General features: G+C 69.7%; 27 protein-coding genes. 19 read left to right on the top strand and 8 right to left on the bottom strand.

The genetic code is table 11. The features are described 5' to 3' along the window. Positions 1-395: 395 nt before the first annotated feature. From DER72_RS04705 to glrR, 3 genes are all read left to right on the top strand, one after another. Complete coding sequence (locus DER72_RS04705; protein ID WP_110068844.1) at positions 396-1,886, top strand: sensor histidine kinase KdpD; 1,491 nt, start codon at positions 396-398, stop codon at positions 1,884-1,886. Positions 1,887-1,891: 5 nt separating this feature from the next. After that, a complete protein-coding gene (locus DER72_RS04700) occupies positions 1,892-2,464 on the top strand; it encodes a hypothetical protein (RefSeq protein WP_110068843.1) in 573 nt (190 codons plus the stop codon). 64 nt (positions 2,465-2,528) lie between these two features. Then, positions 2,529-3,905 carry a two-component system response regulator GlrR gene (gene glrR, locus DER72_RS04695; protein WP_110068979.1) on the top strand — a complete coding sequence of 459 codons (1,377 nt, stop codon included), beginning with the start codon at positions 2,529-2,531 and terminating at the stop codon, positions 3,903-3,905. 9 nt (positions 3,906-3,914) lie between these two features. Here the strand turns inward: glrR and xseA are convergent, their stop codons facing one another. Next, entirely contained in the window at positions 3,915-5,273 is a 1,359-nt protein-coding gene (gene xseA, locus DER72_RS04690) for an exodeoxyribonuclease VII large subunit (RefSeq protein ID WP_110068842.1), read from the bottom strand. 144 nt (positions 5,274-5,417) lie between these two features. Next, entirely contained in the window at positions 5,418-5,975 is a 558-nt protein-coding gene (locus tag DER72_RS04685) for a PRC-barrel domain-containing protein (protein ID WP_309064157.1), read from the bottom strand. A gap of 242 nt (positions 5,976-6,217) precedes the next feature. Here DER72_RS04685 and guaB point away from each other — a divergent pair, with 242 nt between their 5' ends. The 3 genes from guaB to DER72_RS16000 all read left to right on the top strand — a co-directional run bounded on the left by guaB (position 6,218) and on the right by DER72_RS16000 (position 9,751). Then, positions 6,218-7,687, top strand: coding sequence for an IMP dehydrogenase (gene guaB, locus DER72_RS04680; protein WP_110068841.1), 1,470 nt, complete (start codon positions 6,218-6,220; stop codon positions 7,685-7,687). A gap of 93 nt (positions 7,688-7,780) precedes the next feature. After that, entirely contained in the window at positions 7,781-9,358 is a 1,578-nt protein-coding gene (gene guaA / locus DER72_RS04675) for a glutamine-hydrolyzing GMP synthase (protein ID WP_110068840.1), read from the top strand. Positions 9,359-9,448: 90 nt separating this feature from the next. Next, positions 9,449-9,751 (top strand): hypothetical protein, encoded by a 303-nt coding sequence (locus DER72_RS16000; protein WP_146209033.1) that lies wholly within the window; start codon positions 9,449-9,451, stop codon positions 9,749-9,751. 234 nt (positions 9,752-9,985) lie between these two features. Here the strand turns inward: DER72_RS16000 and DER72_RS04670 are convergent, their stop codons facing one another. Beyond that, positions 9,986-11,203, bottom strand: coding sequence for an IS256 family transposase (locus tag DER72_RS04670; RefSeq protein WP_110068839.1), 1,218 nt, complete (start codon positions 11,201-11,203; stop codon positions 9,986-9,988). 236 nt (positions 11,204-11,439) lie between these two features. Here DER72_RS04670 and DER72_RS04665 point away from each other — a divergent pair, with 236 nt between their 5' ends. The 3 genes from DER72_RS04665 (at position 11,440) to DER72_RS04655 (ending at position 13,381) form a co-directional block, all read left to right on the top strand. Continuing rightward, a complete protein-coding gene (locus tag DER72_RS04665; protein ID WP_146209032.1) occupies positions 11,440-12,285 on the top strand; it encodes a CPBP family intramembrane glutamic endopeptidase in 846 nt (281 codons plus the stop codon). A 107-nt stretch (positions 12,286-12,392) separates the two neighbouring features. Then, complete coding sequence (locus tag DER72_RS04660; RefSeq protein WP_258306197.1) at positions 12,393-12,806, top strand: VOC family protein; 414 nt, start codon at positions 12,393-12,395, stop codon at positions 12,804-12,806. A gap of 98 nt (positions 12,807-12,904) precedes the next feature. Beyond that, a complete protein-coding gene (locus tag DER72_RS04655; protein ID WP_181395603.1) occupies positions 12,905-13,381 on the top strand; it encodes a phosphate-starvation-inducible PsiE family protein in 477 nt (158 codons plus the stop codon). 24 nt (positions 13,382-13,405) lie between these two features. Here DER72_RS04655 and DER72_RS04650 read toward each other — a convergent pair whose 3' ends face one another. The 3 genes from DER72_RS04650 to DER72_RS04640 all read right to left on the bottom strand — a co-directional run bounded on the left by DER72_RS04650 (position 13,406) and on the right by DER72_RS04640 (position 15,344). Next, positions 13,406-13,621 carry a TIGR02450 family Trp-rich protein gene (locus DER72_RS04650; RefSeq protein WP_110068836.1) on the bottom strand — a complete coding sequence of 72 codons (216 nt, stop codon included), beginning with the start codon at positions 13,619-13,621 and terminating at the stop codon, positions 13,406-13,408. 35 nt (positions 13,622-13,656) lie between these two features. Continuing rightward, positions 13,657-14,655, bottom strand: a complete 999-nt coding sequence (locus DER72_RS04645) for an NADP-dependent oxidoreductase (RefSeq protein ID WP_110068835.1) — start codon at positions 14,653-14,655, stop codon at positions 13,657-13,659. 431 nt (positions 14,656-15,086) lie between these two features. Then, positions 15,087-15,344 (bottom strand): hypothetical protein, encoded by a 258-nt coding sequence (locus DER72_RS04640; protein ID WP_110068834.1) that lies wholly within the window; start codon positions 15,342-15,344, stop codon positions 15,087-15,089. Positions 15,345-15,567: 223 nt separating this feature from the next. Here DER72_RS04640 and DER72_RS16120 point away from each other — a divergent pair, with 223 nt between their 5' ends. From DER72_RS16120 to DER72_RS04625, 4 genes are all read left to right on the top strand, one after another. Further along, positions 15,568-15,732, top strand: coding sequence for a hypothetical protein (locus tag DER72_RS16120; RefSeq protein WP_162899859.1), 165 nt, complete (start codon positions 15,568-15,570; stop codon positions 15,730-15,732). A 135-nt stretch (positions 15,733-15,867) separates the two neighbouring features. Beyond that, complete coding sequence (gene rnk, locus DER72_RS04635; protein ID WP_110068833.1) at positions 15,868-16,281, top strand: nucleoside diphosphate kinase regulator; 414 nt, start codon at positions 15,868-15,870, stop codon at positions 16,279-16,281. Positions 16,282-16,297: 16 nt separating this feature from the next. Continuing rightward, on the top strand, positions 16,298-16,915 hold the full coding sequence (locus DER72_RS04630) for a LysE family translocator (protein WP_110068832.1): 618 nt from the start codon (positions 16,298-16,300) through the stop codon (positions 16,913-16,915). 88 nt (positions 16,916-17,003) lie between these two features. Next, entirely contained in the window at positions 17,004-18,224 is a 1,221-nt protein-coding gene (locus DER72_RS04625; protein ID WP_110068831.1) for an EAL domain-containing protein, read from the top strand. On the opposite strand, the gene DER72_RS04620 is transcribed toward DER72_RS04625, so the two are convergent. After that, complete coding sequence (locus tag DER72_RS04620) at positions 18,164-19,864, bottom strand: acyl-CoA dehydrogenase family protein (RefSeq protein ID WP_110068830.1); 1,701 nt, start codon at positions 19,862-19,864, stop codon at positions 18,164-18,166. The genes DER72_RS04625 and DER72_RS04620 overlap by 61 nt on opposite strands. Positions 19,865-19,979: 115 nt before the next feature. Between DER72_RS04620 and DER72_RS04615 the strand changes: the two genes are divergently transcribed. Genes DER72_RS04615 through DER72_RS04595 form a run of 5 tightly spaced genes read left to right on the top strand, consistent with a single transcriptional unit; the run spans position 19,980 to position 25,018 of the window. Beyond that, entirely contained in the window at positions 19,980-20,525 is a 546-nt protein-coding gene (locus tag DER72_RS04615) for an NUDIX hydrolase (protein ID WP_110068829.1), read from the top strand. Further along, positions 20,522-21,448 (top strand): MoxR family ATPase, encoded by a 927-nt coding sequence (locus DER72_RS04610; protein ID WP_110068828.1) that lies wholly within the window; start codon positions 20,522-20,524, stop codon positions 21,446-21,448. Before DER72_RS04615 ends, DER72_RS04610 begins: the two co-directional genes overlap by 4 nt. A 2-nt stretch (positions 21,449-21,450) precedes the next feature. Further along, positions 21,451-22,377 (top strand): DUF58 domain-containing protein, encoded by a 927-nt coding sequence (locus tag DER72_RS04605; protein ID WP_110068827.1) that lies wholly within the window; start codon positions 21,451-21,453, stop codon positions 22,375-22,377. After that, a complete protein-coding gene (locus tag DER72_RS04600) occupies positions 22,374-24,506 on the top strand; it encodes a DUF3488 and transglutaminase-like domain-containing protein (RefSeq protein WP_110068826.1) in 2,133 nt (710 codons plus the stop codon). Before DER72_RS04605 ends, DER72_RS04600 begins: the two co-directional genes overlap by 4 nt. A 26-nt stretch (positions 24,507-24,532) precedes the next feature. Further along, on the top strand, positions 24,533-25,018 hold the full coding sequence (locus tag DER72_RS04595) for a glutathione peroxidase (protein WP_110068825.1): 486 nt from the start codon (positions 24,533-24,535) through the stop codon (positions 25,016-25,018). Between the two features lie 97 nt (positions 25,019-25,115). Here the strand turns inward: DER72_RS04595 and DER72_RS04590 are convergent, their stop codons facing one another. Next, positions 25,116-25,505 carry a hypothetical protein gene (locus tag DER72_RS04590; protein ID WP_110068824.1) on the bottom strand — a complete coding sequence of 130 codons (390 nt, stop codon included), beginning with the start codon at positions 25,503-25,505 and terminating at the stop codon, positions 25,116-25,118. Between the two features lie 168 nt (positions 25,506-25,673). Here DER72_RS04590 and fabV point away from each other — a divergent pair, with 168 nt between their 5' ends. Then, positions 25,674-26,879: an enoyl-ACP reductase FabV gene (gene fabV, locus DER72_RS04585; RefSeq protein ID WP_110068823.1), complete on the top strand. Its 1,206-nt coding sequence runs from the start codon at positions 25,674-25,676 to the stop codon at positions 26,877-26,879. The last annotated feature ends 45 nt before the right edge of the window (positions 26,880-26,924 follow it).

The following is a 26,924-nucleotide window of genomic DNA, read 5'->3' as shown; positions in this document are numbered from 1 at the left end:
CAGCATCGCCATCGGTCCGGCCGAGGCGGTGGTGCCAGGAACGAAGCAGGGCGGTGCGCCATTCCATGGTACGCCACCCGCATGTGGAGCCAGCCCCTGGCGGCGAAGGGATCCACATGGCTTCGGGGCCTCAGGGCCCACGGAAAGCGTGTCGACGGTACCGGTCAGGCGGTCCTTTGGCCCACTTTCCAAACCCTTCAGTTCCCTGCGTACTTGGGCCGGCTCCGCCGGCCCTTTTTTTTCCCGCCTCGTGCTCGCCGAACCGGCAGCTGGCGGGAAGCGAGCAGGAAGTTTGGTGCCGCGTCGGCTGGCAGAACTCTGGTATCCTACAGGTCAAGAAGATGGCGGTATCTCCTGCTTTTCTGCCCCGATTCATCCTGCAAAGAACGCTGGACATGACTACTCGTGTAACGCGTCGTTGGCGCCCCCGTTCACTGTTTCAGCTCGTGCTGCTCGCCTTTCTCGTGGTGATGCTGCCGCTTGGCGTGCTGATGTTCCAGGCCGGCCAGGCGCTCTCGGAGCTGTCGCGCCTGGCCGATGTCAGTGCCCGCCAGGCGGTGGAGGAGACCCGCCGTGCGCGCACCCTGGGGGCCCTGGCGCTCGAAATGGAGCGCAGCGCCCGCCAGTATGCCGTGGTCGAGCAGGAGAGCCTGCTCGAGATCTATGCCGAGCGCCTCGAGGAGTATCGGGCGATTCTCGCGCACCAGCGCCTGCTGCTCGGCGAGGAGCCCGATGTGGCGGTGCTGGAGCGCCAGCTGGAGGTGCTGGAGCGCCTGCCCGAGCTGCCCCTGGAGGCGTTTCGCGAGCAGCTGGTGCTGTTTCCCCCCTTCGCCGAACGCACCGAGGCGATTCGGCGCGCCACCAACCGCCATATCGACATCCGCATCGAGAGCATCCGCGAGCGCGCCGAGGGGGTGCAGACCCGGCTGTGGCTGCAGACCGCGGCGCTGGTCTCGGCCAGCCTGGTGCTGATGCTGCTCTTCACCTGGCTGATCATCCGCCCGGTGCGCCAGCTCGAGCGGCGCATCCTGGGCATCGGCAGCGGGGCGCCGCGCGAGGTGACACGCTCCGTGCAGGGGCCGGCCGAGCTGGTCCAGCTCGACGAGCGCCTCGACTGGCTCGCTTCGCGGCTGGATGAGCTCGAGGCCGAGAAGCAGCAGTTCCTGCGCCACATGTCCCACGAGCTCAAGACGCCGCTGGCCAGCGTGCGCGAGGGAACGGCGCTGCTCGCCGACGGCGTGGCCGGCGAGCTGACTCCGCGCCAGCTCGAGGTGCTCGGGCTGATCGACGCCAGCGGTGCCGAGCTGCAGCGGCTGATCGAGCAGCTGCTCGACTACAACCTGCTGCAGCACAACCGCCAGGTTGCCCCGGAGCGACTGGACATCACCGTGGTGATCCGGGAGGTGCTGGCCAAGCATCGCCTGGCCCTCTCCAGCAAGGGCATGCGGGTGACCTGCTTCGACGCCCCCCTGGAGTGGTCGCTGGATCGCACCATTACCGCCCGCATCCTCGACAACCTGATCTCCAACGCCATCGCCTACGGGGCGGATGGCGGCGAGCTGGAGATTCGCGCCAAGCGCCTGCGCGACCGGCTGGAGGTGGATGTGGCCAACAGCGGCGACCCCATCGCCGAGGAGGACCGCCACCGGCTGTTCGAGGCCTTCTACCAGGGCCGCGCCCGACGCAAGGGGCCGCTCAAGGGGTCCGGCATCGGCCTCTCGGTGGCCGCCGACTGTGCCCGGCTCCAACATGGCCGGCTCGAGCTGGTCGAGGATGACCGCCTGGCGGTCTGCTTCCGGTTGACCCTGCCGCTCGGGATGCCGACCGAGGCGCTTCCCCATTCCCGGATGCCCGCCTTGGAGGCGGGCCACCATGCAAGGAACTGACCCTCATGCGACTACGCCCCCTGCTGGCCTGTGCGAGTGTGCTCTGGCTTGCCGGCTGCGAACTGCTTCCGCAATCGCCCTTTGCCCAGCCGTCCCGGCCCGCGCTCAGTGCGGCGGCGTCGGCGGTCAGCGGCTGCCATGCCGAGGTTCCCGGCTTCGACGACGAGGCGTGCCTGCTGCATGACTGGGTGGCCTTCGGGCTCGTTTCCCAGCGTGGCGACCGTGCCTGGCGCGACGGCATGCTCACCCGGCTCCAGGGGAACGCCAACGAGCGTCGCCTGGCCCGTGCCGTGGCGCTTGCCTGGGGCAACGAGCGCGAGTGGGACCAGGCCTCCGAGCTCTTCAAGGCCGACCTCGCCGCGGCACCGGTGGAGCTGCAGCCGCTGCTGCGCTACTGGCTGAACGAGCTGGAGGGGCGCCGCGCCATGGTCGGCCGCCTGGAGCGTACGCGGGGCGAGCTGGCCGCTGCCGAGAACCGCCGCGCGGCGCTGGAGGAGGAGAACGCCGACCTGGCCGAGAAGCTCGAGGCGCTCACTGCCATCGAGCAGAGCATCAACCTGCGACAGCAGACCGAATGACAGGAGAACGACCGTGAAACACGCGACCTCCCTGCACCTGCAGGCCCACACCCAGGGCGTCCGGATGGCGGGCGGCGTGGCGCCGGGCCCGCGCGGCTCCACCGGCCCGCATATCCTGCTGGTGGATGACGATGTGAGCCTGCTCAAGCTGCTGGGCATGCGCCTGGAGAGCCGCGGCTTCCGGGTCACCACCGCCGAGAGCGGCCGCGAGGCGCTCAAGGTGCTGGAGCTCGATCGCCCGGAACTGGTGCTCACCGACCTGCGCATGGACGAGATGGACGGCCTGGCGCTGTTCCAGGAGGTGCAGCGCCAGGCACCGGGGCTGCCGGTGATCCTGCTCACCGCCCACGGCTCGATTCCCGATGCGGTCAGCGCCACCCGCCAGGGCGTCTTCAGCTTCCTCACCAAGCCGGTGGACCGCGACGAGCTGTTCGCGGCCATCGACCAGGCCCTGGCTCAGGCGCCCGGCCCCGCCCTCGAAGGGGACGACGCCTGGCGCGCCGAGATCATCACCCGAAGCCCGGTGATGGAGCGCATCCTCGAGCAGGCCCGGATGGTGGCCGGCTCCGACGTCAGCGTGCTGATCACCGGCCCCTCCGGCTCGGGCAAGGAGCTGCTGGCCAACGCCATCCACCGGGTGAGCCGCCGCGCCGACAAGCCCTTCGTGGCGATCAACTGCGGGGCCCTGCCGGAGCAGCTGCTGGAGAGCGAGCTGTTCGGCCATGCCAAGGGGGCCTTCACCGGGGCGGTCAGCGAGCACAACGGTCTGTTCCAGGCCGCCGACGGTGGCACCCTGTTCCTCGACGAGATCGGCGACATGCCGCTGCCGCTGCAGGTGAAGCTGCTGCGCGCCCTCCAGGAGCGCCAGATCCGCCCGCTGGGCTCCACCCAGTCGATCCCCATCGATGTGCGCATCATCTCGGCCACCCACCGCGACCTGGACCGCGCCATGCGCGAGGGGGAGTTCCGCGAGGACCTCTACTACCGCCTCAACGTGGTCAACCTGCGCCTGCCGGCCCTCAAGGAGCGCGCGGAGGACGTGCCGCTGCTGGCCAAGCACCTGGTGGCCAAGGCGGCCGAGCGCCACAAGCCCTTCGTCAAGGGCTTCTCGCCGGAGGCGCTCAACCTGCTGGCCGCCAGCGCCTGGCCGGGCAACGTGCGTCAGCTGGTCAACGTGGTGGAGCAGTGCGTGGCGCTGACCAGCACTGCGATCATCCCGGAGGCCCTGGTCTCCCAGGCGCTGATCGCCGAGGACAGTGCCCTGCCCACCTTCAACGATGCCCGGGCCGCCTTCGAGCGCAGCTACCTGATCAAGGTGCTCAAGATCACCGAGGGCAACGTGACCCAGGCGGCCCGCATCGCCGGGCGCAACCGCACCGACTTCTACAAGCTGCTGGGGCGCCACGAGCTGGAGCCCGGGGTCTTCAAGCCGGATCGCTGAGCCCGGCGATCACTCCGGCAGCTGGCGCCTCACCTCCAGCACCAGGCGTCCCTCGCTCAGCCGGGCGGTGAGCGCCTGGCCCGGGGTGGCATCGGCGGCGCGACGCACCACCAAGCCCCGCTCATCCTCGAGAATCGCATAGCCGCGCCCCAGCACGGCCAGGGGGCTCACCGCCTGCAGCTCGCGGGCTACCGCCACCAGCTGCTGGCAGTGGCCCGCCAGCTGTCGGGGCATGGCGGCGTGCAGTCGCGTCTGGACCCGCGCGAGGCGCTCGCCGGCCTCCGTCAGGCGCCGCGCCGGCGCGTGGGCGGCCAGGCGGGTCGCCAGCTGCTGCTGGTGACGACGTTCGACCACGAGGCGTCCGGCCAGGGCGCGGGCCAGCCGACCCTGCAGCCGCGTCAGGGCCTCGCGGCGGCCGCTCAGCACCTCGCCGGGGTGGCGCAGACGGGCACGCAGATGGTCGAGCCGCTGCCCCTCGCGCTCCAGGCGGCGCTCGGCGGCCCGGGCCAGGCGAGTCGACAGCGCGTCCAGCCGGCGAGCCAGCTCGCGCTGGTCCGGTACCAGCTGCTCGGCGGCGGCGGAGGGGGTCGGCGCCCGAGCATCGGCGGCGAAGTCGGCCAGGGTCACATCCACCTCGTGGCCCACCGCCGACATCACCGGCAGCCGCGAGTGGAAGATCGCCCGGGCCAGGTGCTCGTCGTTGAAGGCCCACAAATCCTCCAGGCTGCCGCCGCCGCGGGTGATCAGGATCGCGTCCCTGGCCGGGTCCAGCGCCGCCTGGCGATTGAGCAGCCCCATCGCCGCGATCATCGCCGGCGCCGCCTCGCGCCCCTGGACCGGCACCGGGATCAGGATGATCTGGGCCAGTGGCCAGCGCGCCGCCAGCACCGCCAGCACATCGCGGATCGCCGCCCCGGTGGGGGAGGTGAGCACCAGCAGGTGGCGGGGCGGGCAGGGCAGCGGCCGGGCGTTGGCGAACACCCCTTCGGCGGCGAGCCTGGCCTTGAGCGCCTCGAAGGCGGCCAGCAGTTCGCCCACGCCGGCCGCCTGCACGGCCTCGGCGATCAGCTGGTAGTCGCCGCGGGGCTCGAAGATCGACAGTCGGCCGCGCACCCGCACCCGGTCGCCGTCGCGCATGGGCGCGGCCACGAAGCGGGCGCGGGCACGGAACAGGGCGCAGCGCAGCTGGGCCTGGTCGTCCTTGAGGGTGAAGTAGAGGTGGCCGGAGCTCGGCCGCGACACCCCGGAGAGCTCCCCCTCGACCCACAGCTCGCCGAGGTCCCGCTCCAGGGTCTGGCGGGCGCGGCGGTTCACCTCGCTGACGGAGAGGGCATCGGGGGCATCGGGGGCATCGGGGGTGGCGGGCATGGCGTCGGCTCCTGGGGCGGCGTCACCAGCCTACCACGCCGCCACTGGCGCGAGCCCCCTCCGGACACGGCGCCGCCGGGCATGGGGCCCGGCGGCGAACATGGCGGCGGCGTGCGCCGCGGCGGGTTGAGGGGTGGGGGCGCCTCAGTCGTCGGCGCCCACCGCATCACGGGCGGCTTCCCAGGCCCGCCGGGCATTCTCGCGGGTGGTGTCCCAGGCGCGCTCGGCGCCCTCCTGGGTGGTCTGCCAGGCGCTCTCGGCGCCCTCCTGGGTCTGCAGCCAGGCCTCACGGGAGCGCTCCCGGGCCCTGTCCCACCAGTCGTCGCTGTAGACCGGGTAGCCCTCGATCGCCTCGGCGCTGGCCTCGAGCATCACGCGGTGCTCGGTCTCGCCGTCGTCATCGTAATGGGTGATCAGGGTGAACTGGCCCGACTCGACGATGAAGTCGCGCCCGCCGAGTCCCAGAACGCTGCCGCTCTCGATTACCAGGGCGGTTACCTGCATCGCCTCGTCGAAGAGGATGTCCTCGACCTCGCCGACGCGCTCATCGGGGGCGCTGGTCAGGTAGACATCGGCGTCGAGGATATCCTCGGCGGAGTAGAGGCCCTGGGGCTCGTAGGCCGGCTGGGCCTGGGCGCCCAGGGTGAGGCCGCCGGCCAGGGCGGCGATGGCGAGGGTCAGGGTGGACTTCTTCATGCTCATGGTTCGCTCCTTGATCGTGCCATTTCCTTTGATCGATTCCCGATTCATGGCGTTACGCCCCCGCAGGGGCTGACTCTCATCCTAGCGCAGCCACCGTAATCATGGGTAATGAATGGTTTTCTAATGTTATGTAGCCCTCTCGACAGGGCCCCACCCCCCGTGACGTTGCCCGCCTCGGGGCGTTATAATGGTTGATTAACTTCACGACCCCCTTCCCACCAGCTCACTGGGTGTTGCCGATTATGTTACGTATGGCCCAAGAAGCTCTTACGTTCGATGACGTCTTGCTCGTTCCCGGCTATTCCGAGGTCCTGCCCAAGGACGTCAGCCTGCGGACCCGCCTGACCCGCGATCTCTTCCTCAACATTCCCCTGGTCTCCGCGGCCATGGACACCGTGACCGAGGCCCGCCTGGCCATCGCCATGGCCCAGGAAGGCGGCATCGGCATCATCCACAAGAACATGACGATCCCCCACCAGGCCGCCGAGGTGCGCAAGGTCAAGAAGCACGAGAGCGTGATCGTCAAGGACCCGGTGACCGTGGGGCCCAAGGCCAAGCTGGCCGACCTGCTGGCCATGGCCAAGGAGCACGGCTTCTCCGGCTTCCCGGTGGTGGAGGGCGAGAGCCTGGTGGGCCTGGTCACCGAGCGCGACATGCGCTTCCAGCCCAACCACGGCGACAGCGTCTCCGACATCATGACCCCCCGCGAGCGCCTGGTCACCGTGCCCGAGGGCACCGGCCTCGACATCATCAAGGCCAAGATGCAGGAGCACCGCGTCGAGAAGATGCTGGTGGTGGATGACCGCTTCCACCTGCGCGGCCTGGTCACCTTCAAGGACATCGAGAAGGCGCGCACCTTCCCCCACGCCGCCAAGGACGCCGATGGCCGCCTGCTGGTCGGTGCCGCGGTGGGTACCGGCCCCGAGACGCCGGATCGCGTCGCCGCCCTGGCCGAGGCCGGCGTCGACGTGATCATCGTCGATACCGCCCACGGCCACTCCAAGGGGGTGATCGACCGGGTGCGCTGGGTGAAGGAGCACTTCCCGCAGATCCAGGTGGTGGGCGGCAACATCGCCACCGCCGAGGCGGCGAAGGACCTGGCCGAAGCGGGTGCCGACGCTGTCAAGGTGGGCATCGGCCCCGGCTCCATCTGCACCACTCGCGTGGTTGCCGGTGTGGGCGTGCCGCAGATCACCGCGGTGGCCAACGTGGCCGCGGCGCTCGCGCCCTACGATATCCCGCTGATCGCCGATGGCGGCGTGCGCTTCTCCGGCGACCTGGCCAAGGCGATCGCCGCCGGCGCCAGCGCGGTGATGGTGGGTGGCCTGCTGGCCGGCACCGAGGAGGCCCCGGGCGAGGTCGAGCTGTTCCAGGGCCGTACCTACAAGGCCTACCGCGGCATGGGCTCCATGGGTGCCATGGCCCAGAGCCAGGGCAGCGCCGATCGCTACTTCCAGGACAAGGACGCCGGCGCCGAGAAGCTGGTGCCGGAGGGCATTGAGGGCCGGGTCCCCTACAAGGGCATGATGAGCGCCATCGTCCACCAGATGATGGGCGGCCTGCGCGCCTCCATGGGCTACACCGGCTGCCGCGACATCCAGGAGATGCGCACCAAGCCGCAGTTCGTGCAGATCACCGGGGCCGGCTTCGCCGAGTCCCACGTGCACGACGTGCAGATCACCAAGGAAGCCCCCAACTACCGCGCGGGCTAGGTGCTGGCCAGCTAAAATCGCGGCGGGGCTGACCCCCGCCGCTCGTGTTTTTGGATTCGCTCGCTGCCTGTGGCGGCCACAGAGACCCTCTCAATGACCGACATTCACGCCCACAAGATCCTGATCCTCGACTTCGGCTCCCAGTACACCCAGCTGATCGCCCGCCGCGTGCGCGAGATCGGCGTCTACTCCGAGATCCGCGCCTTCGACATCACCGAGGCTGAGATCCGCGAGTACGCCCCCAACGGCATCATCCTGGCCGGCGGCCCGGAGTCGGTCACCGAGCTGGGCTCGCCCCGGGCGCCCCAGTGCGTGTTCGAGATGGGTCTGCCGGTGCTGGGCATCTGCTACGGCATGCAGACCATGGCCGAGCAGCTCGGCGGCGCCGTGGAAGGCTCCAACGTCCGCGAATTCGGCTACGCCCAGATCCGCATCGACGAGCCGACCGCGCTGTTCCGCGACATCGCCGACCACATCGACCACGACACAGGCAAGAGCCTGCTCGACGTCTGGATGAGCCACGGCGACAAGGTGGCCCGGGTGCCGGCCGAGTTCACCGTGACCGCCTCCACGCCGAGCTGCCCCATCGCCGCCATGGCCTGGGAGGCGAAGCGCTTCTATGGCGTGCAGTTCCACCCCGAGGTGACCCACACCCTGCAGGGCCAGCGCATCCTCGAGCACTTCGTGGTCGAGATCTGCCAGGCCGAGTGCAACTGGACCCCGGCCCAGATCATCGAGGACCAGATCGAGCGCGTGCGCGCCCAGGTGGGCGACCGCCACGTGCTGCTCGGCCTCTCCGGCGGCGTCGACTCCTCGGTGGTGGCGGCCCTGCTGCACAAGGCGATCGGCGACCAGCTCACCTGCGTCTTCGTCGACAACGGCCTCTTGCGCAAGGCCGAGGGCGACCAGGTGATGGAGACCTTCGCCCGCCACATGGGCGTGAAGGTGATCCGCGTCGACGCCGAGGAGCAGTTCCTCTCGCGGCTCGAGGGTGAGGCCGACCCCGAGGCCAAGCGCAAGATCATCGGCAACACCTTCATCGACGTCTTCGACGCCGAGGCGGCGAAGATCGAGGGCGTCGACTTCCTGGCCCAGGGCACCATCTACCCGGACGTGATCGAGTCCGCCGCCGCCAAGACCGGCAAGGCGCACGTGATCAAGTCCCACCACAACGTGGGCGGCCTGCCGGAGACCATGAAGCTCAAGCTGGTGGAGCCGCTGCGCGAGCTGTTCAAGGACGAGGTGCGCAAGATGGGCCTCGAGCTCGGCCTGCCCTACGACATGGTCTACCGCCACCCCTTCCCGGGGCCGGGCCTGGGCGTGCGCATCCTCGGTGAGGTGAAGAAGGAGTACGCCGACATCCTGCGCGAGGCCGACGCCATCTTCATCGAGGAGCTGCACAGGGCGGACTGGTACCACAAGACCAGCCAGGCCTTCGCCGTCTTCCTGCCGGTGAAGTCCGTCGGCGTGGTGGGCGACGCCCGCCGCTACGAGTGGGTCATCGCCCTGCGCGCCGTGGAGACCATCGACTTCATGACCGCCCGCTGGGCCCACCTGCCCTACGAGCTGCTGGAAACGGTCTCCAACCGCATCATCAACGAGATCAGCGGCGTCTCCCGCGTCACCTACGACGTCTCGAGCAAGCCGCCCGCCACCATCGAGTGGGAGTGATCGCGCCCGCGAACCGGTAGGCTATGAAGGGCCCGCCATCGGCGGGCCCTTCGTGTATCTAGACTAGTCCTAAGCTGAATGAGCCATAAGATGAAACTCGAGGAAGCCAGAGAACAGCTCCAGTTTGCGAGAGAGCATCTGGAGAGCGTTCGCAATATCAAGAGTCATTCAGAGTTTAGAAAATGGTGGCAAGCTTTCAGAACCTGTATCAATACAGCGTGTAACTCTGCTGATAATATTCTCGATACCCTGGTTATGAAAAGGGAAGTCGTGTTCGCCAGCCAATCAATTTGCTACGCAGTAGGCGTCAGCCGGAAACTCGATATCTTATACAAGCTAGGAATGCATCTTTCCATAAAGTTGATCCGGTCTCTGAGGTTGAGCCAGGGCTGATGGAAATGTCGCCAAGAGATCCTGTTGAAGGTATCGAGATGCCATGTGGTGCAATTAAATACCCAGCTAGAACGCTGCTGAAAATTAAGGTAAAAAGCCCAGCGGTCAAGCTGTTGCCAGTCACTAATTGGAAAGTCACTTATCCGGTTCCACTGCGTGACCCTGAGCTTGGTGGGGTAGTGTCCCGTCAAGTGGTGTAACAGCGGGTGAGGCCACCGCGGCCTTCGCTGACTGTTACGCCGCCTCCTCGTGAATCAATTGTTCGGCGCCTGCCTCAGTCGGCTCCTTGAGCACCGGGGCCAGGCTCTCCAGGCTCAGGTACCGGCGGCTGACTTGCCATTCATCGTTCTGCTCCAGCAGTACCGCTCCGACCAGGCGCGTCACCGACGCGTTGTTGGGGAAGATCCCGACGACGTTGCTGCGCCGTTTGATCTCCTTGTTCAGCCGCTCCAAGCAGTTCGTGGACGCCAACTTCGGCCAGTGATCTTTCGGGAAGGCCATGAACGCCAGCACGTCCTCCTCGGCGCTATCCATGCAGTCCGCCGCCTTGGCGAAGCGCTCACGCAGGCTGTCGGCCACCTGCCGCCACTGGCGCGTCGCTGCGGCTTGATCCGGCTGGGCAAAGGCCGTGCGCACCGCCGCCGAGATCGCTGGCTGGTGGGCCTTAGGGACCTGCGAGAGCACGTTGCGCATGAAGTGCACTCGACAGCGTTGCCAGCCCGCCCCAGTCAGTACCGTCGCGATCGCCTTTTTCAGCCCCTCGTGAGCGTCGGAGATGACCAGGCGAGTGCCCTTCAGCCCCCGGGCCACCAGCGAGCGTAGGAACGCCGTCCAGAAGCCCTCCGTCTCAGCCGGACCTGCGGAGAGGCCCAGCACCTCACGGTAGCCGTCCTGATTCACCGCCGTGGCCACCACCACCGCCTGGCTCGCTACCGGGCCGTGCTCTCGACTCTTGATATAGGTCGCGTCGAGCCATACGTAGGGCCAGTGCCCCTCCAGCGGCCGCTCCAGGAAGCTTTGGACGCGCTCATCGATCGAGGCGCACAGTCGGGAGACCTGCGACTTGGAGATCCCGGTCATCCCCATGGCCTGGACCAGCTCGTCGACCTTACGAGTGGAGATGCCCTGCACGTAGGCCTCCTGCACCACCGCCGTGAGCGCTTGCTCGCTCATCCGCCGCGGCTCGAGGAAGCCGGGGAAGTAGCTGCCCTGGCGGAGCTTGGGGACCTTGAGATCCACTCGGCCCATACGCGTCTCCAACGGCCGCTCCCGGTAGCCATTGCGCCGGTTGACCCGCTCCTCGGAGCGCTCGTGGCGATCGGCCCCGCACAGCTCGGCCACCTCGTGCTCCATCAGCTCCTGGAGCATGAAGGCCAGCGTCTCACGCAGGAAGTCCGGTGCCACCGCTCGCTTTTCAAGCAGCTCCGTCAGTGCCATGCTCTTGTTGGTCATCGTGGGGTTCCTTCGGTTGGTTGCGTGTTTGGCGACTTGCAACTTTATCGAAGGCCCATGGTGACCTCATCCTCCCGTCTGAATTACACCTCTTCCCGGGACGTTACCCTTGGTGGTGAGGTTCATTCTGCCTTGTCACTCGGGGAGGTCTCTATCAATCAAGTTCAAGACGCACTAGATCGTGTGGAAGCGCTGATAGCCAAGCGGCCGAAGAGTTGATTTTCACGATTTAAGTAGTGAGAGGTCGCCTTTTGCTCGCCTTCGGCATCACCTATTCCCTCCTTCTGATACTCTTCGGCCTGTGCGCCGAGGCGCGCTGGCGTGTCGGCGGGGCGGTGGCCGTGCTGCTGATGGCGGGGCTGGTCGGGTATGCCAGCTGGCTCTTCGTATGGCTGGCGCTGGGCTATGTGGCACTGACCGCCTGGATGCAGACGCAGCGGTTGCCGCCCTGGCCGCAGGCGGCAAGGCTCGCCGTCTGGCTGGTGGCCAGCACGACCCTGGTGCTCCACGCCTTCCCCGGCTATTCCGGACTGATGCTGGACGAGGCGATGGTGTGGAAGGAGGGCAGCCTGCCCACCGGCTTCTACTTCAACCACGACAAGGTGCTGGTGGCATGGGCGCTGCTTGGCTGGGTGCCGCTGTTTGGGTGCAGCCTGGTACCGCACGGGCAGGTGCCCTGGGTGCTGTCGCTCATGGTAGCGGGTGGGGTGGGGCTCTTGATGGGGCTTGCCAGCCTGCTGGGGCTTGTCGACTGGCGGCCGGGCCTGCCCACCGGCTTCTGGGTGTTCGCTGTCGCCAACCTGCTCAACACCTGCGTGGCCGAGGAGCTGTTGTTCCGCGGCGTGCTGCAGCGCTGGCTCGCGGCCCGTTGGGGCGCCGCCCTGGCCCTCCTGGTGGCCAGCGCCCTGTTCGGCATCGCTCACCTGGCAGGCGGTGCCGCCTTCGTGCTGGTGGCCTTTGGTGCCGGGCTGCTCTACGGGCTTGTCTACCTCTGGACGGGGCGGTTGGTGTGGGCGGTGCTGGTGCACTGGGGACTTAACCTCACTCACCTGCTGCTGTTTACCTACCCCATGAGTGCCTGAGAGCCCCCGCGCCGACCATCTTCGATCCCGCCAAGCACCGCCCGGCCGCCTGCTATGGTGAGTTTGGGGCCGTGAACACGAGAGAGGAGTCGGCGATGGAACAGCGCATGAGTCTGATCACCCTGGGCGTCGGCGACCTGGCGCGGGCGCGGCGCTTCTATGAGCAGGGCCTCGGCTGGCGGGTGGGCCTGGCGGTGGCGGGCGAGGTGGCGTTCTTCCAGCTCAATGGCCTGATCCTGTCGCTCTGTTCCTGCGCCGCCCTGGCGCAGGATGCCGGCGTGGCGGAGGCGGGAAGCGGCTTTGCCGGCATCACCCTGGCCCACAACGTGCGCTCGGACGAGGCGGTGGACGCCCTGCTGAGCGAGGCGCAGCGCGCCGGCGGGCGGGTCGTCAAGCCGGCCAGCCGGGCGGAGTGGGGCGGCTACTCCGGCTACTTTGCCGACCCCGACGGCCACCTCTGGGAGGTGGCCTTCAATCCCGGGTTTCCCATCGATGCCAATGGCAATACCACGCTCGGCTGAGCTTGCCTCCACGCTGATGCACGGCATGGATTGACAGCGCCGCGCGCTCGGGCATCAATGGAGCCGACCCCGCTGGGGAGCTACCGGGAGAGGCGGCGATGGAACAGCATGACCACGACAGGCACCGCGGGCCGCAGCTGCAGCACGACGAGCTGCCCGAGGAGCACGAAGACCCGCTGATCCGGCGGCTGCACTTCATCATCCGCCAGGCGATCAAGGTGCTGGCGGTGCTGATGGTGCTGGTGATCATCTGGGGCGTCCTGGATGTCATCTACGTGCTCTACACCAAGTTCATCTCTCCGCCGGTGCTGCTGTTCGAGGTCAGCGACATCTTCGTGATCTTCGGCGCCTTCATGGTGGTGCTGATCGCCGTAGAGATCTTCGTCAATATCCGCCTCTACCTGGGCACCAATATCCTGCCGATCCGCCTGGTGGTGGCCACGGCGCTGATGGCGATCGCCCGGAAGGTGATCATCCTGGATATCGCCACCGTCACCGCCATGGAGATGCTGGCGATCGCTGCCGTAGTGCTGGCGCTGGGGGTGACCCATTGGCTGGTGGGCAAGCAGGACTAGGCTTTTGAAACCTGGCGTGGGCGATCAGTGCCAGCCCATCCGCCAGGTGGCGTCATCCTTGAGCGCTTGCCAGGGCAGGGTGGTCTCGCGGCGGGTGTAGACGGCCTCGAGGACCACCGCGACCACGTTCTCTTCCTCGTCGCGTTCCAGCGCCGTCACCAGGAAGTGCTTCTCCTTGTTCCGGGGCTTCGCCGCGGTCCACTTGCTGTGGTGCAGCTTCTCGGGGTTGATGGTGTTCATGGCGTCGCTCCTTGGTTGCCGCCGTGGGATACGGGTCAGAGCCGCACCAGCATCTTGCCGGTGTTGGCGCCCTCGAAGAGCGCCAGCAACGCCTCCGGCGTGCGCTCGAGACTCTCCTCTATGGTCTCCGCGTAGTCGATCTGACCACTGGCGACCAGCGGACCGACCTCCTCGAGGAAGCGCGGGTAGTCGGCCCAGTGGTCGAAGACGATGAAGCCCTGCATGCGCAGGCGCTTGATCAGCACCATGGCGAGGTTGCTCGGCCCCGGGGTCGGCCTCTCGGCGTTGTAGCGGGTGATCATCCCGCACACGGGGATGCGTCCGCCGTTGCGCAGCGTGTTGAGCGCCGCTTCCAGGCAGATGCCTCCCACGTTCTCGTAGTAGATGTCGAAGCCCTCCGGGCAGGCCGCCTGGAGCGCCTCGGTGAGCTGCCCCGCGTCGCGGCCGCGGTAGCTCACCGCCTTGATGCCGTGGGACTCCAGCCAGGCGAGCTTCTCGGGCGCCCCGGCGATGCCAACCACGGTGCCGCCACGGGCTTTGGCCAGCTGCACGGCCAGCGAGCCCACCGCGCCGCTGGCGGCGCTGACCAGCACGTTGTCGCCCGCCTTCATCTCGGCGATCCGGTTCAGGCCCGTCCAGGCGGTCATGCCGGGCATGCCCAGCACGCCGAGGTAGGCCTGCTCGGGCACGTCGATGCCCGGCAGGGGCTCCACCTGGTCGCCCGGCAGCTGGGCGATGTCCCGCCAGCCGGCCATGTGGCGGACCCGGTCGCCCACGCTCAGGCGTGCATCCCGGGATTCGATCACCTCACCCACCGCGGCGCCCTCCAGTGGCTCACCGAGCACGAAGGGGTCGATATAGGTCCTCACGCCGCTCATGCGGCCGCGCATGTAGGGGTCCACCGATAGCCAGGTGTTGCGAATCCGCACCTCGCCCTCGGCCAGGGCAGGCAGCTCGGTCTCGCGCAGCTCGAACAGCTCGCGCCCCGGCGTGCCCTGGGGGAAGTCGTTGATGGTGAAGTAGCGTGACTGCATGGTGCCCTTCCTTTGCGTGACGGGGAGTGGGCCAGTCTAGGCCAGGGAGAGGTGCCCGGGTCAATCTCGCCAGGAACACCCTGTCGGACGATGCGGGTGCTGGCACTCCCGGGCTTCGACGCAAGGGCGCCCCTCGGGGCAAGGCATTCTCCCGAGGGGCGACGTCATGCGGGCAAGGGGGGGCAGCGCTTGACTGGCTGCTGGGGCGTCAGCCCAGGTAAGCCGCTACGGCTTCGAAGGCGGTGCGTTGCCATTGTGATTGGCGATACCAGAACGCCAGGACTTCGGTGTCGAGGGTAGGTGAAGTGTAATCATTCATGATAGCTGTCCTCCTGAGTGGGACACCTATCACCATAGCCCCTTCCTTGCTGCGTTGCAGCATGAGGCGTTATGTCTGGTGCCTGCCTTTCCGCCCGCATGGGCAGGGCGGGCTACCCGAGGCCGCGGCTCAGCAGGTCGTCGGCCACGGCGCGGGAGGCCTGGGCAAACTCGATGCGTGCCGCGCCCAGTGCGCTGAGGTCGCGGGAGTCGCTGTCGCGCTCCAGGCGGTCGAGCAGCGCCTTGGCCTGGGCCAGGCGGCGGGCGAGGGCGGTATCGAAGACCAGGTAGGCGTCGGGAACCTCGGGGTCGGCGAGCGGCTGGTCGATCAGTTCGGAGGACAGTGACGGGGGACAGGGTATGGCGTCCATGGACAGCATCCTGAGCACGGTAGACCCGGGGTGGCCGGGGAAAGGCGAATGCCTTTGATCATATCCATAGTGCCGATTGGCCGGCTATGTCAATCCTTGCCGTGAGGCCGGCGTCGACGAGTGGCGGTGCCGTCCGGGGGCACCGGGGTGAGAGGCGGTTGCAGGGCTCGGGCGCGGGGCCCATGCTGGGGCGATGGCAGTCAGACCAGTCAGGGAGCGTGTCATGGGAGTGAAGGGATTTGCCGGGGGCTTGATCGCGCTGGGCGTGGTGCTGGGGCTATACGGCTGGCGGGCCTGGAACCCGGTCGCCTTCGTGGGGCTGGCCCTGGCCGTGGTGGGGGCGGTGGTGCTGGCCACCGGGCGTCGCGGCCCTGGCGAGGGGACCTGACAAGCTGCCTCATTGGGCTTATGATGGTCCGAGTCGACAGTCCTTCCCCCCTCCGGGGGTGGAGGGCTGTTTTTATTGGATAGCCGCCAAGGCTTTCACACCGCGTTTCGCATTGACGCGCTACCAGGAGGTCGCATGTCATCCCGCCCCCCCATCATCATCAATCGCCTCGATGCCGAGCGCCTGCAGCGCCTGATCGACGATGCCAGCGACAAGGACCTGTTCGTGGCCGAGGCCCTCGAGGAAGAGCTCGAGCGCGGCGAGGTCATCGACCCGGAGGAGATCCCCGAGGACGTGGTCAGCATGAACAGCCGGGTCCAGTTCACCGACCTGACTCGTAACCGCCAGATGATCCGTACCCTGGTCTATCCCCACGCCCTGGCCACCACGGAGGATGGCATCTCGGTCATGGCGCCGGTGGGTGCCGGGCTGATCGGGCTGCGCATCGGCGATGTGATCGACTGGCCGCTGCCGGATGGTCACGAGGTACAGCTGCGCGTCGATGCCATCTTCTGGCAGCCGGAGCGCGAGAAGCAATTCCACCGCTGAGAGGCCGCCTTCCACCATGCCGTTTTCCCTCTGGCTCTCCCTGGCGGCGGTCTGCGCCATGGGCGCCATGTCGCCGGGCCCCAGCCTGGCCCTGGTGCTGCGCCATACGCTGGGCGGCGGTCGCGCTCCGGGGGTGGTGGCGGGGCTCTCCCATGCGCTGGGCGTGGGTCTCTATGCACTGCTGACGGTGTGGGGGCTCGGCGCGCTGATCGTGCGTCAGCCGGCGCTGTTCCAGGTGATCACCTGGGCCGGCGCGGCCTACCTGGCCTGGCTCGGCCTCAAGGCCCTGCGTGCCGGTCGCGCCGGCCCGCTGGAAGCCGGGGCGGTGCCCACCACTCGGCGCCAGGCGGCCCGGGAGGGCATGCTGGTCGCGCTCGGCAATCCCAAGCTGATCCTCTTCTTCATCGCCCTGCTCAGCCAGTTCGTCACCCCGGACATGAGCCTGGCCGCCAAGGCGGTGATCGTGCTCACCGCGATGATCATCGACGGCGCCTGGTACGTGATGGTAGCGGTGGGGCTCTCCCACTCCCGGGTGCTGCCCTGGCTGCAGGCGCGCTCCCACTGGGTCAATCGCATCACCGGGGTGCTGCTGCTGGCCCTGGCGCTGCGCGTGGTGGCCGGGCCGCTGGCGTAGGCAACGTTGATGCCGGTCATCATACCTGTCGTGTGACTTTCATCAGGCGGTGTTACGCTCTGGTTACTTGCTGACCGGAATCCCGCCGATGTACGACTCCTCGCCTGCACCACTCGCGCTGGTCCTGGAGGCCGACCCGGACGTCGCCGCCGTGCTTTCCCTGCAGTTCGAGGTACTGGGTCTGGAGACCCGCTACTTCCAGCAGTCGACCGCGCTCCTCGCGGCGGTGGCCGCGCGGCCGCCGCGCCTGGTGGTGCTGGGGCTGGAGTTCGGCAGCGAGGACGGCTTCGCCCTGCTGCGCCACCTGGCGGCGACCGGCTACCGCGACTGGGTGCTGCTGCTCTCCGGGGTCGAGCGCAAGATCGCGCGGATCGCCGAGCGAGTGGGGCATACCCTCGGCCTGCAGATGCTGGGCTGCCTCGACAAGCCGATGCGCCTCTCCGAACTGCGCCGCTGTCTGGACAACCTGAGGGTGGGCTGTCGGGCGCCTCTCGAGGCCCGAGGCGAGCCGCTGTTCAGCGCCGACGATCTCGAGCAGGCCTTCATCCGGGACGAGCTCACCCTTCACTACCAGCCCCAGTTCGAACTCGCCACCGGCCGGCTCAGCGGGGTCGAGGCGCTGGTGCGCTGGGCCCATCCCGCCCTTGGCCTGATCGGCCCTGCCAGCTTCCTGCCCCTGCTCTCCCTGGACCAGGGCAAGCGCCTGACGCGCCACGTGCTGGCGCGGGCCCAGGCCGATGCGGCCGTCTGGCTGCGCGAGGGCGTCTCGGCATCGGTCTCGGTCAACGTGACCGCCGATGACCTGATGTGCCCGGACCTGCTGGAGCTCGCCTGCCTGCGCTCCCCCGAGGATCCGCCCCTGGTGCTCGAGATCACCGAGACCGCCGCCATGCAGGATGAACTGCTGGGCAGCGAGGTGGCGGCGCGGCTCTGCCTGGGGGGGCTTGAGGTATCGGTGGATGACTTCGGCATCGGCTTCTCGTCACTGGCGCGGCTGCAGATGCTGCCGATCAGCGAACTCAAGGTGGATCGCAGCTTCGTGCAGCATCTCCAGGAGGAAACCCAGGACGCGGCCATCGTCGAGGCGGTGGCCCTGCTGGGTCGACGCCTGGGCATCCGGGTGGTGGCCGAGGGGGTCGAGGATCCGGCCAGCCTGGCGCTCCTCGATCGCTTCGGCTGCACCCACGTGCAGGGCTACGGGCTGGCCCGGCCGATGCCGGCCGAGGCGATCCTCGAGGTGGGATCGACTCAGGATTCGATGCGTGCCAGCAGTGCCGTGCAGGGCGAGCCGCTGGGCAGCACGCCGTAGGCGGGACTGGCCTCGTCGCCCAGCCGGGTGGCGCAGAAGGCGTCGGCCACCTCTCTCGGCGCGTGCTGCACCAGCAGTGCCGCCTGCAGGCACTGGGCCAGGCGCTGGGTGAGCCAGCGGGCGCGGGGTTCCAGCCCCTCGGCGGGCTCGGCCAGCAGCCGCTCCAGCTCGGCCAGGGCGGCGTCCAGCCGGCGGTTCTCGCCCCGGGCGGGCGCCATCGCCTGCCAGCAGGCGGCCAGCGCCTCGGGGTGGCGGCGCAGCACCCGCAGCACGTCCAGGCAGATCACGTTTCCCGAGCCCTCCCAGATCGAGTTGACCGGCGCCTCGCGGTAGAGCCGCGCCAGCGGCGACTCCTCCATGTAGCCGATGCCGCCCAGGCACTCCATGGCCTCGGCCATGAAGCCGGGGCCGCGCTTGTTGTGCCAGTACTTGGCCAGCGCGGGCAGCAGCCGGGCCCGGGCGCGTTCGTTCTCGTCGCCCCGGGCGGCGCCGTCGAAGGCCCGGGCGGCACGCATCACCAGGGCGAGGCCCGCCTCCACCTCCAGCGCCAGGTCGGCCACCACCGCCTGCATCAGCGGCTGCTCGGCCAGCGCCCGGCCGAAGGCGTGGCGCTCGCGCACGTGGTGCCAGGCCACCCGCAGCGCCTGGCGCATCATGCCGACCGGCGCGGTGGCGGCGTCGAGGCGGGTCTGCTGGACCATCTCGAGGAGGGTGGCGATGCCGCGCCCCGGCGCGCCGATGGGCTCGGCCCAGGCGCCGCGGTACTCGATCTCCGCCGAGGCGTTGGCGCGGCTGCCGCACTTCTCCTTGAGCCGCTGCAGCTCGATGGCATTGCGCTCCCCGTCGGGGGTGAAGCGAGGCACCAGGAAGCAGCCGAGCCCCTCGTCGGTGCGGGCTAGGGTCAGGAAGGCGTCGGACATCGGCGCGCTGCAGAACCACTTGTGACCGGTGAGCCGCCAGCCGTCGTCGCTGGGCTCGGCGTGCGTGGCGGCGAGGGATTCGGCTCGCGTGGCCGCGAGGGGGTCGGCTCGCGTGGATGTGGCGCGCAGATCGCTGCCGCCCTGCTTCTCGGTCATCGCCATGCCGAAGGTGAGCCCGCTTTTCTCAATGGCCGGCAGGGGGCGCGGGTCGTAGTCCCAGGCCAGCAGCCCCGGCGCCCAGCGCGCCTGTGCCCGGGAGGAGTGGCGCAGCACCGGCATGGCCGCATGGGTCATGGTCACCGGGCAGCAGAACCCCGGCTCGGCCTGGGTCAGCAGGTAGAGGGCCGCCACGTGGGCCTGGTGGCCGCCGCGGCCCTCCTCCTGCCAGGCCACGGCGTGCCAGCCGCGGTCGATGGCCAGGTGCATCAGCTCGTGGTAGGCGGGGTGGTAGCTGACCTCGTCGAGGCGTCGCCCATGGCGGTCGAAGAGCCGCAGCGTCGGCGGGTGGCGGTCGGCGGCCTCGCCGAGTGCCTGGACACGCTCGCTGCCGGCCTCACGGCCCAGCGGGGCCAGGCGGCGGGCGACCCAGTCCGGTGCCTCCCGGGCCAGGGCCTCGCGCAGCGGCGGGTCATCGCCCAGCAGGTCGCGGTCGCCGCCTGGCGCGGGCTGGTTGGTCACCCGATGGGTGGCCAGCCGGGTGCGGGGAGCGTGGTCGGACATGGCACACCTCCAGCATCGAAGGGGTGTCCTGAGCATGGTGGGCCCTCGGGGCCCGGTCAACGTGACGCCGCGGCGCCGACTGGGTAGGCTTGAGGCATTTCCCCGGGAGATGCCCATGACCGACGCCCTTCGCGACGAGCCGCTGCCGACGCCGCACGTCGCTCGCGAGCGCATCCAGCTGGTGGATGCCCGTAATCGCCCCTGCGGCAGCGCCTGGCGCGCCCAGATGCGGCGCTTCCGCTTCTGGCACCGGGCCACCTACATCGTGGTGCGCAACGCCCGCGGCGAGATCTGCGTGCAGCGCCGAACCCTCACCAAGGAGGTCTTCCCCGGCGGACTCGACCTGGCCGCCGGCGGCGTGGTGGGCGCCGGCGAGGCCGAGCACCTGGCGGCGCGCCGTGAGCTGGCCGAGGAGCTGGGCATCCGCGGCGTGCCGCTGCGCCCGGCCGGTGGCTTCATCCACGCCGAGGGAGGCCACCATATCTTCGGCAGCCTGTTCCTGGTCGATCACGACGGCCCGCTGGCGCTGCAGGCGGAGGAGGTGGCCGAGGTCTTCTGGCGGCCGCCCGCCGAGGCCCTTGCGCTGCCCGGGGTCACCCCGGACACCCGCCAGGCGCTGCAGGTGCTGCTCGAGACCGGCCTGCTGGAGCCCGCACCATGAACCGCCCGGCTCGGCTGGGCGAGCTGGAGGCCGTGGTGGCAGCGCTGGAGGGGGTGGTGCTCGGCAAGTCCCGGGAGGTGCGCCTGGCGCTGTGCTGCCTGCTGTGCCGCGGCCACCTGCTGATCGAGGACCTGCCGGGGCTCGGCAAGACCACCCTGGCCCAGTCCCTGGCGCGGGTCACCGGGCTCGACATGCAGCGCCTGCAGTTCACCAGCGATCTGCTGCCCGCCGACGTGCTGGGGGTCTCGGTGTTCGACCCCCGGGAGGCGCGCTTCACCTTCCACCCCGGGCCGATCTTCCACGGCCTGGTGCTGGCCGACGAGATCAACCGCGCCACCCCCAAGACCCAGAGCGCCCTGCTCGAGGCCATGGAGGAGGGGCGGGTGACAGTGGAGGGGGAGACCCGGGCGCTGCCCGATCCCTTCTTCGTGATCGCCACCCAGAATCCCCAGGAGCAGGCGGGCACCTTCGCCCTGCCGGAATCCCAGCTCGACCGCTTCCTGATGCGCCTCTCCCTGGGCTATCCGGACCGCGGCGCCGAGCGCGAGATCCTGCGCGGCCGCGCCGGGCGCGTGCGGCTCGACCGCCTGCCGGTGCTGCTGGACGCCGAGCGCCTGCGCGCCTGGCAGGCGCGCCTGGACGACATCCACGTGGCGGATGCGCTGCTCGACTATGTCCAGGCGCTGGTGGCCGCCAGCCGTGACCACCCGGAGCTGGCCTGGGGACTCTCCACCCGCGGCGCCCTGGCGCTGCTGCAGGCGGCCCGCGGCTGGGCGCTGCTCGAGGGGCGCGACCACGTGCTGCCCGAGGACGTCCAGGCGGTGTGGGGGCCGGTGGCGGGCCACCGCCTCAGCAGCGGCCGGCGCGAGGAGGGCGAGGCCCTGGCGCGCCACCTGCTGGCGCGCGTGCCGGTGGCGGGCTGAGCATGGCGCGGCTGACGCTGGGCGAGCGCTGGTGGCGGCGCCTGGCGATGGCGCCGGGCACGCCGCTGCCCCAGCGCCAGCTCTTTCTGCTGCCGACCCGCTTCGGGCTGGGCTGGGCAGTGCTGGTCCTGCTGCTGCTGCTGTTCGGTATCAATTACCAGAACACCCTCGCCTATGTGCTGGCCTTCTGGCTGTTCGGCCTGGGGGTGGTGGCCCTGCTGCGCGCCTGGCGCAACCTGCTCGGCGTCACCCCCACCCTGCGCCTGCCCCAGGAGGTGTTCGCCGGCGGCGAGGCGCGTCTGGGCGTGGTGCTCGCCGGGGGGCGCCCGCGCACGGCGCTGGAGCTGCATGGCGCGGGCGTCTCGGCACGCCTCGATCTGCCGGAGGGGCAGGGCGAGGCCGTCCTGGCCCTGCCGGCTCCGCGGCGCGGCGAGCAGCCGCTGCCGCGCCTGCGCCTGGAGACCCGCTGGCCGCTGGGGCTGGTGCGCGCCCTGGCCTGGCTGCAGAGCGACGAGCGGCTGCTGGTCTATCCCCGCCCGCTTGCGGAGGACGAGCCCGAGCACCGTCACGCCGGCGCGGGGCTGGAGGCCACCGACTTCGCCGGGCTGCGCCGCGCCGAGCCCGGCGACAGCCCGGCCCGGCTGGCCTGGAAGCAGTGGAGCCGCACCGGGGTGCTGGCCGCCAAGGCCTTCAGCCTGCCGCCCCGCCAGCAGCTGTGGCTCGACTATGACGCCTGTCGCGGCGACCCCGAGCGGCGGCTCTCCCTGCTCTGCGCCCGGGTGCTGGCCCACCATCGGGCCGGCGACCGCTACGGCCTGCGCCTGCCCGGGGTGACCCTGCCCCAGGGGGAGGGGCCCCACCAGCGCCGTGTGGCCCTGGAGGCGCTGGCGCGCTTCTCCCCCTCGGGCGACCGGGGAGCGGAGTCATGAGGCCCGGCATGGCCGGCCGCGGCGGCGAGGCGGTGCTGGCCGATGGCCAGGCGCTGAGCGGCGCCATGCTGCGCCAGCTCTTCCTCGGCCAGTGCCTGGTGCTTGCCCTGCACCTGGCCTGGATGCCGGCCTGGCTCGCGGCCCTTGCCGCCCTGGTGGCCGGCTATCGCCATCTTCAGCTGCGCCGCCGCCTGCCCCGCGCCGGCGTCGTGCTGCGCCTGGCCGGCGTCGGTGCGCTCACCGGCGGCCTGTGGCTGCACTACGGCACCCTCGGGCAGATGGAGGCCATGATCGGCCTGCTGCTCGGGGTCTACCTGCTCAAGCTGCTCGAGACCCATGACCGGCGAGACGGGCGGGTGGTGGTGGCCATCGGCTTCGTGGCCACCACCGTGGCCTTCCTGCACGACCAGGGCATCCCCATGGCCGCCGGCGGGCTGCTGGTGCTGGCTTGGCTGGTGCACTCGCTGGTGTGGCTTTCCGGGGGCGATGCCCGCCGGGCCTGGCGCGAGAGCGCCTGGCTGCTGCTGCTCTCGGCGCCGCTGATGGTGCTGCTGTTCGCGGTCTTTCCGCGCCTTGGGCCGCTGTGGAACCTGCCCCAGGCCGATCGCGCCTCTACCGGGCTCACCGACGAGATCGCCCCGGGCGACATCGCCCAGCTCTCGCGCAGCGACGCCCGCGCCTTCCGGGCGCGCTTCGAGGGCGCCGAGCCCACACCCGCCGAGCGCTACTGGCGGGTCTACACGCTTTCCGACTTCGACGGTGAGCGCTGGCGGCGGACCACTCCCGAGCGCCTGGCCGCCACCCTGGGCCGACCGCTGGAGGAGTTCGTTGCCGAGGGGCGCCGCTCGCCCTGGCTCGATGGGGCGCCGCGCTTCGAGGTGGAGCTGCTGCTGGAACCGGACAGCCGCCCCTGGCGGCCGTCGCTGGGCGCGCCGCTGGCCACCGAGGAGCCCCTACGCTTCCTGGCCGATGGCACCCTGGAGGGCACCTCGCCGCTGGCCTCGCGCAGCCTGCTGCGCATGAGCAGCACCGGCCAGGCGCCGGCCAACCCCGATCCCGCGGGCCCCGCCTGGCATGCCATGCTGCCGGCCGAGGGCAACCCTCGCACCCGCGAGCTGGCCGAGCGGCTGTGGCGGGAGAGCGGCGCCGAGCCACGGGCCTTCCTGGCCGCCATCATGGCGCGCTTCGGCGAGGCGCCGTTTCGCTACACCCTGTCGCCGCCGCGGCTGACCTCCGCCGATCGGGTCGACGAGTTCCTGTTCGAGAGCCGCGCCGGCTACTGCACCCACTACGCCTCGGCCATGGCGGTGATGGCTCGCTCGGTGGGCCTGCCAGCCCGTGTGGTGGCGGGCTTCCTGGGCGGCGAGCGTCACCCCGACGGCCACTTCACCATCCGCGACTACGACGCCCACGCCTGGATCGAGGTGTGGCTCGATGGCGCCTGGCAGCGCCTCGACCCCACCGCGGCGATCGCCCCGGAGCGCATCGAGGAGGGGCCCCAGGCCGTCGATGACGGCCGCGAGGCCTTCCTGGCCGATGCCCCCTTCTCGCCGCTGCGCATGCGCGAGGTGGGTTGGGTCAATCGGCTGCGCCTGGACTGGGAGCGCCTGGAATACCGCTGGCAGCGCGGCGTGATCGGCTACCAGCGCGAGGCGCGCAACGCCCTGATGGCCCGGGTAACCGCGCGGCTGCACGCCCTGTGGGAGCGCCTGGTGACGCTGGCTCCCGGCCGCGGCTGGCTGGGGGGGCTGCTGGCGGTGGTGGCGGCCGCCGCCGGGCTCGCCGCGCTGCTGCGTCTGGCCTGGCGCCGCCACCGGGAGGCGCACGACGCGGCGCTGCGCATCGCTCGCCTCCAGGCCTGGCTCGGTCGCCGCGGCCTGGGAGCCCGGCCCGGGGAGTCGCCCTCGGCCCACCTGCGGCGGGTGGCCGAGGCGGCGGGCGATGCGGGGCCCGCGCTGCGCGACTGCGCCCACCACCTGGAGCGGTTGCGCTACGCCCCCCTGGGGCGGGCCGAGCGTCGCGAGCGTCGCCGCCAGCTGGCCCGGCGGGAGCGGGAGGTACGCCGCCGGCTGCGGCGCCTGCCACGCCGCCGCAGGGGTGGCGCGCAGGCGGGGGGCGTGGCATCGTGAAGGTCATCGACCATGAAGGCGCGCGTATGTCCCTCCACGACTACCAGTGCCGTACCGCCCAGGGCGAGCCCTTCAATTTCGCCGCGCTGCGCGGCCAGGTGCTGCTCATCGTCAACGTCGCCAGCCGCTGTGGCTACACCCCCCAGCTGCGCGAGCTGGAACGTCTCTACCGCCGCTATCGCGAGCGGGGCTTCACGGTGATCGGCTTTCCCTGCAACCAGTTCGGTCGCCAGTCGCCGGAGTCGGCGCTGGACTTCTGCACCCTGAGCGCCCGGGAGTATCAGGTCAGCTTCCCGCTGATGGAGAAGGTGAGGGTCAACGGCGGCGGGGCCCATCCGCTGTTCGTGGAGCTCAGGAAGGCCGCTCCCGGCGTGCTGGGCACCACGGCGATCAAGTGGAACTTCACCAAGTTCCTGGTGGGCCGGGATGGCCGGGTAATCCGCCGCTTCGCACCGCGCGACGGCGAAGCGGTGCTGCGCGAGGCGCTGGAGCTGGCCCTGGACGAAGGGTAGGGGCTGGCGATCAGCTCGTTAAGGGGGTGTCTCGCCCCTTTCCACCATTAGTCGTGCGATCAGCTCGTTCCAGCAGGGTGTGTGGAGAGCCGAGTCATCATGGGGGTGTCTCGCCCCTTTCCACCATCAGGCGTGCGATCAGCTCGTTCCAGCGATGCCGCGTCATCATGGTGGTCAGCCCCGAGAACAGCATCCAGCTGGTGCGGCGCCATCCGGTGAGCCGGAGGTTGTGGGCCACCAGCTGCTTCATCAGCTTGTAGTCGTCGAAGCGGCGCCACTCGCCCACCATCGACATCTGCTGGCGCCCCAGCACCGGGGCGAGCTCCAGGCGGAAGATCCACTCCAGCTCCTTCAGCGTCAGGTCGTGGCGCTCGATGACCTCGATCATGTGCGCATAGTCGCGCTCGCCGGGCTCGCGCTCCAGCCACAGCGGGGCCAGCGCCAGCCACAGCTCGCCGCGTTCATCGACCAGGGCCTGTGCATTCATCGGGATCCTCCTCGTGGCAATGCGCCCGGAGGTGCATCCTGCCCCAGGCGCGTGGCGGGCTCAAGGGCGGACAGCGCCCGGCGTGACCGCTAGAATAGGGCGATTGCCACTCCATGACAGCGGTACGGCGGCATGCCGGCCCGACAATGACCAACAGTGAGGTCTGACGTGATCATCAAGCCCAAGGTACGCGGTTTCATCTGCACCACCACCCACCCCGTCGGCTGCGAGAAGAACGTGCTCGAGCAGATCGAGGCGACCCGCGCTCGCGGCCTGGACAAGGCCCGCGGCCCGAAGAAGGTGCTGGTGATCGGGGCCTCCAGCGGCTATGGCCTGGCGGCCCGCATCACCGCCGCCTTCGGCTACGGTGCCGACACCCTGGGCGTGTTCTTCGAGAAGCCGGGCAGCGAGAAGAAGCCGGGCACCGCCGGCTGGTACAACAGCGCCGCCTTCGACAAGTTCGCCAAGGCCGAGGGGCTCTACAGCAAGTCGATCAACGGCGACGCCTTCTCCCACGAGGCCCGCGAGACCGCCATCGAGCTGATCAAGCAGGACCTGGGCCAGGTCGACCTGGTGGTCTACTCGCTGGCCTCGCCGGTGCGCAAGCTGCCGGACTCCGGCGAGCTCAAGCGCTCCAGCCTCAAGCCGATCGGCGAGACCTACCGCGCCACCGCCATCGACACCAACAAGGACACCATCATCGAGGCCGAGGTGGAGCCCGCCACCGAGCAGGAGATCGAGGACACCAGGGCGGTGATGGGCGGCGAGGACTGGGAGCTGTGGATCGACGCCCTGGACCGTGCCGGCGTGCTGGCACCGGGCGCGCGCAGCGTCGCCTTCAGCTACATCGGCACCGAGATCACCTGGCCGATCTACTGGCATGGCGCCCTGGGCAAGGCCAAGGAGGACCTGGACCGCGCCGCCGGCGAGATCGACAAGCGCCTGGCGGCCTCCGGCGGCGGCGCCAACGTGGCGGTGCTCAAGTCGGTGGTGACCCAGGCCAGCGCCGCCATCCCGGTGATGCCGCTCTACATCGCCATGGTCTACAAGGTGATGAAGGAGAAGGGCCTGCACGAGGGCACCATCGAGCAGCTCAACCGCCTGTTCGGCGAGCGGCTGTATGGCGCCGACAGTGGCGAGATGGCCACCGACGACGCCGGCCGCCTGCGCCTGGACGACTGGGAGCTGCGCGACGACGTGCAGCAGGCGTGCAAGGACCTCTGGCCCCAGGTGACCACCGAGAACCTCTTCGCGATCACCGACTATGCTGGTTACAAGCACGAGTTCCTGAAGCTGTTCGGTTTCGAGCGCGATGACGTCGATTACGAGGCCGATGTGAACCCGGACGTGGAATTCGATGTCGTGACACTGTAAGGAGCGCGCGAGTCCGGTCAGGATGACGGGTTTGTGACGCGGTGG

This window comes from Halomonas sp. A11-A, from assembly GCF_003182195.1.
GTDB lineage: Bacteria > Pseudomonadota > Gammaproteobacteria > Pseudomonadales > Halomonadaceae > Halomonas > Halomonas alkalicola.
The sequence above is the reverse complement of the archived record's forward strand: the minus strand, read 5'-3'. Positions and strand labels throughout refer to the sequence as shown.